The 4798-nt window shown below is 71.4% G+C and carries 4 protein-coding genes; all 4 read right to left on the reverse strand.

All coding sequences use genetic code 11. The features are described 5' to 3' along the window. Positions 1 to 393, reverse strand: a 393-nt coding sequence (locus GH736_RS17370) for a Glu/Leu/Phe/Val dehydrogenase dimerization domain-containing protein (RefSeq protein ID WP_328596895.1), incomplete at its 3' end; no start/stop codon positions are given. A 336-nt stretch (positions 394 to 729) separates the two neighbouring features. Further along, positions 730 to 2340 (reverse strand): bifunctional phosphoribosylaminoimidazolecarboxamide formyltransferase/IMP cyclohydrolase, encoded by a 1611-nt coding sequence (gene purH / locus GH736_RS17375; RefSeq protein WP_159605571.1) that lies wholly within the window; start codon positions 2338 to 2340, stop codon positions 730 to 732. Then, entirely contained in the window at positions 2337 to 2930 is a 594-nt protein-coding gene (gene purN, locus GH736_RS17380) for a phosphoribosylglycinamide formyltransferase (protein WP_159605573.1), read from the reverse strand. The genes purH and purN overlap by 4 nt, the downstream gene beginning before the upstream one ends. 106 nt (positions 2931 to 3036) lie before the next feature. Beyond that, the gene (locus tag GH736_RS17385; RefSeq protein ID WP_159605575.1) at positions 3037 to 4590 is read right to left on the reverse strand and encodes an APC family permease; all 1554 of its coding nucleotides are present in this window, start codon (positions 4588 to 4590) and stop codon (positions 3037 to 3039) included. Positions 4591 to 4798: the final 208 nt, after the last annotated feature.

Consider the following 4798-nt stretch of genomic DNA (forward strand, 5'->3'; position numbering starts at 1 on the left):
CTCTGCGGTCATGTACGCGCCGCCGAGCGACTCGACGGCGTCGCCGAGGTCGAGCATCGCGTCGCGGGTGGCGCGCTCGTCGAGGGTGACGCCCGCGGGGATGCAGACGACCGACTTGCCGCCGCCGCGCGCGAGGCCGGCTGCGGAGTTCTTCATGGTCATCGCCTGCGAGAGGCGGAGGGCGTCGGCGAGCGCATCGGTCCAGTGGCCGTAGCGCCAGAGGCGGGCGCCGCCGAGGGCCTGGCCGAGTCGCGTCGAGTGCACGGCGACGACGATGGTGAGGCCCGATCGCGGGCCGCGGGTGATGAGCACCCGCTCGTGCTCGGGAGCCTCGGTGGGAAGTGCTGCGCTGACCTCGGCGACGGGCTTGGCCGGGGCGTGGGTGATCGTCATCGATCGTCTCCTTGTTCATCCGCTTCGTGGGCGGAACGGTGGTGGGCGCCTTCTGAGCGCCGCTCACCTCAAGGGTACCGCCGTCGCGGGCGGGCGGATGCCGCGGCATCCGTCACCGCGCGCTCCTGCTCCCACGCCCACGCCCACGCCCACGCCGTGCATCTTCCTGCGGATATACGATCCGGCGCGCCGCCGTCGCTCTGAAGGACCCGGGGCGCCGGATCGTATATCCGCCATTCGGTACACGCCGGCGGACTGGGCCGGACGAGGCCGGGCCGGAGGGGACGGCAGGCAGGCACGGCGGGCGGATGCCGCGGCATCCGTCACCCGCCCGACTCAGTGGAAGAAGTGCCGCTCGCCCGTGAAGTACATCGTGACGCCCGACGCGCGGGCCGCCTCGACGACCTCCTCGTCGCGCACGGAGCCGCCCGGCTGCACCACCGCGCGCACACCGGCGTCGAGCAGGATCTGCAGCCCGTCGGCGAAGGGGAAGAAGGCGTCGGATGCCGCGACCGATCCCGCGGCGCGCTCCCCCGCCCGCTCGACCGCGAGCCTGCAGGAGTCGACGCGGTTGACCTGGCCCATGCCGACGCCGACCGATGCTCCGTCCGAGGCGAGGAGGATCGCGTTGGACTTCACCGCGCGGCAGGCCCGCCACGCGAACTCGAGGTCGGCGAGCGTGGCGTCGTCGGCGGGCTCGCCCGCGGCGAGCGTCCACTCCGACGCGGGCGCGAAGTGCCGGTCGGCCTGCTGCAGCAGCATCCCGCCCGAGACCTGCCGCAGCTCCACCGCGGTGGGCGTGAACCCCTCGGGCAGCGTGAGCAGGCGGATGTTCTTCTTCTGCGTCAGCAGCTCGAGCGCCTCGCCCTCGAACGCGGGCGCGATGAGGACCTCCGTGAAGATGCCCGACACGGTCTCGGCCATCTCGCGGGTGACGATGCGGTTCGCCGCGATCACGCCGCCGTACGCCGACACCGGGTCGCACGCGTGGGCGCGCCGGTGGGCATCGGCGATGGGATCGGATGCCCCGCCCGACGCCACGGCGATGCCGCAGGGGTTCGCGTGCTTGATGATCGCCACGGCGGGCTCGTCGAAGTCGAACGCGGCCCGCACCGCGGCATCCGCGTCGACGTAGTTGTTGTACGACATCTCCTTGCCGTGCAGCTGCACGGCCTGCGCGATGCCCGGCCGGCCGCCCTGCGACGCGTAGAGCGCCGCACGCTGGTGCGAGTTCTCGCCGTAGCGGAGGTCGGCGTCCTTCGTCCAGCTGCCGGCGACCCAGGCGGGGAAGGGCGATTCCTCGACGGGCTGGTCGGGCGCGACGACGCTGCCGATCCACGACGCGACCGCGATGTCGTAGGAGGCCGTGTGCCGGAACGCCTCGCGTGCGAGGGCGGTGCGCTGCGCGAGCGTGGTGCCGCCGGCCTGCACGGCGGCGACGATCTCGTCGTACCGGTCGGGCGACACCACCACGGCGACGTTCGCGTGGTTCTTCGCCGACGCGCGCACCATCGCGGGCCCGCCGATGTCGATCTGCTCGACCACGGCGTCGGGCTCTGCACCGGCGGCGACCGTCTCGGCGAACGGGTAGAGGTTCACGACGACGAGCTCGAACGGCTCGATGGCGAGCGCCGCGAGCTCGGTCTCGTGGTGCTCGAGGCGCAGGTCCGCGAGGAGGCCCGAGTGCACGGCCGGATGCAGCGTCCGCACCCGCCCATCGAGGTGCTCGGGGTAGCCGGTCACGTCGGCGACCTGCGTGACCGGCAGGCCCGCGTCGGCGATGGCCTTGGAGGTGCCGCCGGTGGATACGATCTCGACGCCCGCGGCCACGAGGGCGCCCGCGAGCTCGACGAGCCCGCGCTTATCGCTCACGGCGATCAGCGCGCGGCGCACGGGGACGACGTCGCGGTGGCGGTAGAGGCCCGGGTCGATGCTGGCTCCGCTCATGATGCGGCGAGCTCCTTCAGGTCGAGGTGCGAATTGGCGATGTCGAGCACGGCCTGGATGAGCAGGCGCCGTTCGACGGGCTTGATGCGGTCGTGGAGGGTCGACTCGGTGTCGCCGGGCAGCACCGGCACGCGCTCCTGCGCGATGATGGGGCCGCCGTCGACCGAGTTGTCGACGACGATGAGGCTGGCGCCCGTCTGGTCGACCCCCGCGGCGAGCGCGTCGCGCACGCCGTGGGCGCCCGGGAACTCGGGCAGGTAGGCCGGGTGCGTGTTGATGAGGTGGGGCGAGAACGCGTCGACCACGCCCGCCGGGACGAGGCGCATGAGCCCCGAGAGGATCACGAGGTCGGGCTCCCACTGGCGCACCTGCTCGATGAGCGCCTCACCCCACGCCTCGCGGTCGGGATACGCCGTGTACGGCACGGTGAAGGTCGGGATGCCGAACTCCTCGCCGAGCAGGAGCCCGTCGGCCTCGCGGTCGGCGCCGATGGCGACGACCCGCGCCGGGAACTCGGCGTCTTCTGAGGCCTCGAGGAGGGCACGGAGGTTCGAGCCAGTGCCCGAGATGAGCACGACGAGCTTCAGCACCCCTCGAGCCTACCCGCTGCTCGGATGCGCACCGCGCGAGGCATCCGTCGCTCAGCGATCGCTGCCGGGCGCCGCCCGGCGCCGTCGGGAGCTGATCAGACGCCGATCAGACCCCGCCGTCGATCGACCGCGGGATCGCCAGTTCGTCGTCGGGGACCAGCACCTCGGTCTCGCGATTGAGCGACTCGCCCCGGAACAACGGCTTCGCCTCGCCGAAGAACGACCACACCACCATCAGGACGGCCCCCAGCAGCAGCGACCCGACCCCGACGACGAAGACGCCGCCGACGCCGAGCAGCACCGTGTAGCCGTAGTCGGGATCGAGCATGTCGACCGCCGAGTACACGAACGCCCCGGCGAGCAGCAGCGCACCCAGGAGCGGGAACACGAGCCGGTACCAGAAGTTGCGCCACGACTCGAGGAGGGTGGCGCGGAAGTACCAGACGCAGGCGAACCCCGTGATGGCGTAGTAGAAGGCGATCGCCAGGCCGAGCGAGAGCACCGTGTCCTGGAGGATGTTGTCGCTGATGAGGGTCATGCCGACGTAGAACACGATCGCCACGAAGCCCATGAGGAGCGTCGAGAACGACGGGGTCCGGTATCGCGGATGCACCGTGGCGAAGCGCTTCGGCAGCGCCTTGTACACCGCCATCGCGAGGGTGCCGCGGGCGGTCGGGAGGATCGTCGTCTGCGTCGACGAGACCGCGGAGATCATCACGGCGACCACGAGCAGCCAGGCCCACGGTCCGAACAGGGCGTCCTTCAGCGCGAAGAAGACGTCGTCGGCGTTGCCCTCGTTGCCGAGCCCCAGCCCGGCCTCGCCGAGCCCCGCATAGGACATCGCCGCGACGGTGACGCCGACGTAGGTCACGAGCAGGATCAGCGTGGTGAGCACGGCTGCGCGACCCGGGATGCGCTTCGGGTCCTTCGTCTCCTCGTTCAGCGCCAGGCAGGTGTCCCAGCCCCAGTAGATGAAGAGCGCCAGCAGCACGGATTCGACGAATGCGTCGAACGACCCGAAGGCGAACGGGTCGAACCAGCTCAGCTGCGGCGTCGTCGAGCCCTCGGGCGCCGTGCCGTCGATGACGCTCCACACGGCGAACACCACGAACAGCGCCAGCGCGAGGTATTGCACGCCGAGCAGCACGTTCTGCATCCGCTCGCCGATCTCGAGCCCGCGCCAGCTGATCCAGCTCATCAACGCGATGAACACCACGCCGGTGAGCGTCACGACGAACACGTTCTCGGCCAGGTCGGGCGCCACGAGCAGCCAGAAGTAGATGCCGCCGATCTGGGCGAGGTTGGCGAGCACGACCGTGCCGGCCACCGCGACGCCCCAGCCGCCCATCCAGCCGACCCACGGGCCGAACGCCTTGGTGGCCCAAGTGAACGTGGTGCCGCAGTCGGGCACGTCGTGGTTCAGCTCGCGGTAGGCGAACGCGATGAGGAGCATCGGCACGAACGCGATGATGAACGCGATGGGCGCCTGCTCGCCGACCGTGAGCACCACGAATCCGAGCGTCGCCGCAAGCGAGTAGACGGGTGCCGTGGAGGCGAGCCCGATGACCGTGGATCCCCAGAGGCCGAGTGTCCCGGCCGCGAGGCCCTTGCCCTGGCCGGGCGCCGCGATGGGCGCCTCCTGCGGGTTCGAAGCCGACATCCGGAACTCCTTCGTCACGACGTCACGTCGTCACGCACGCTAGCAGCGGCCGCAGACCGGCCGCGCCCGTCAGCGCTCGAACGCGCCAACCCGTACGGTGTCGTGGCCGGTTCCGGACGCATCGCCCTCGACGCTCCCGCGGACCCGGAGTCGCGCGGCGTATCCGCCGAGCAGCGCGCCGATGACGCCCAGCAGGAGGGTGATGAAC

Origin of the sequence: Agromyces humi, from assembly GCF_009720255.1 — a bacterium.
Lineage (GTDB): Bacteria > Actinomycetota > Actinomycetes > Actinomycetales > Microbacteriaceae > Agromyces > Agromyces humi.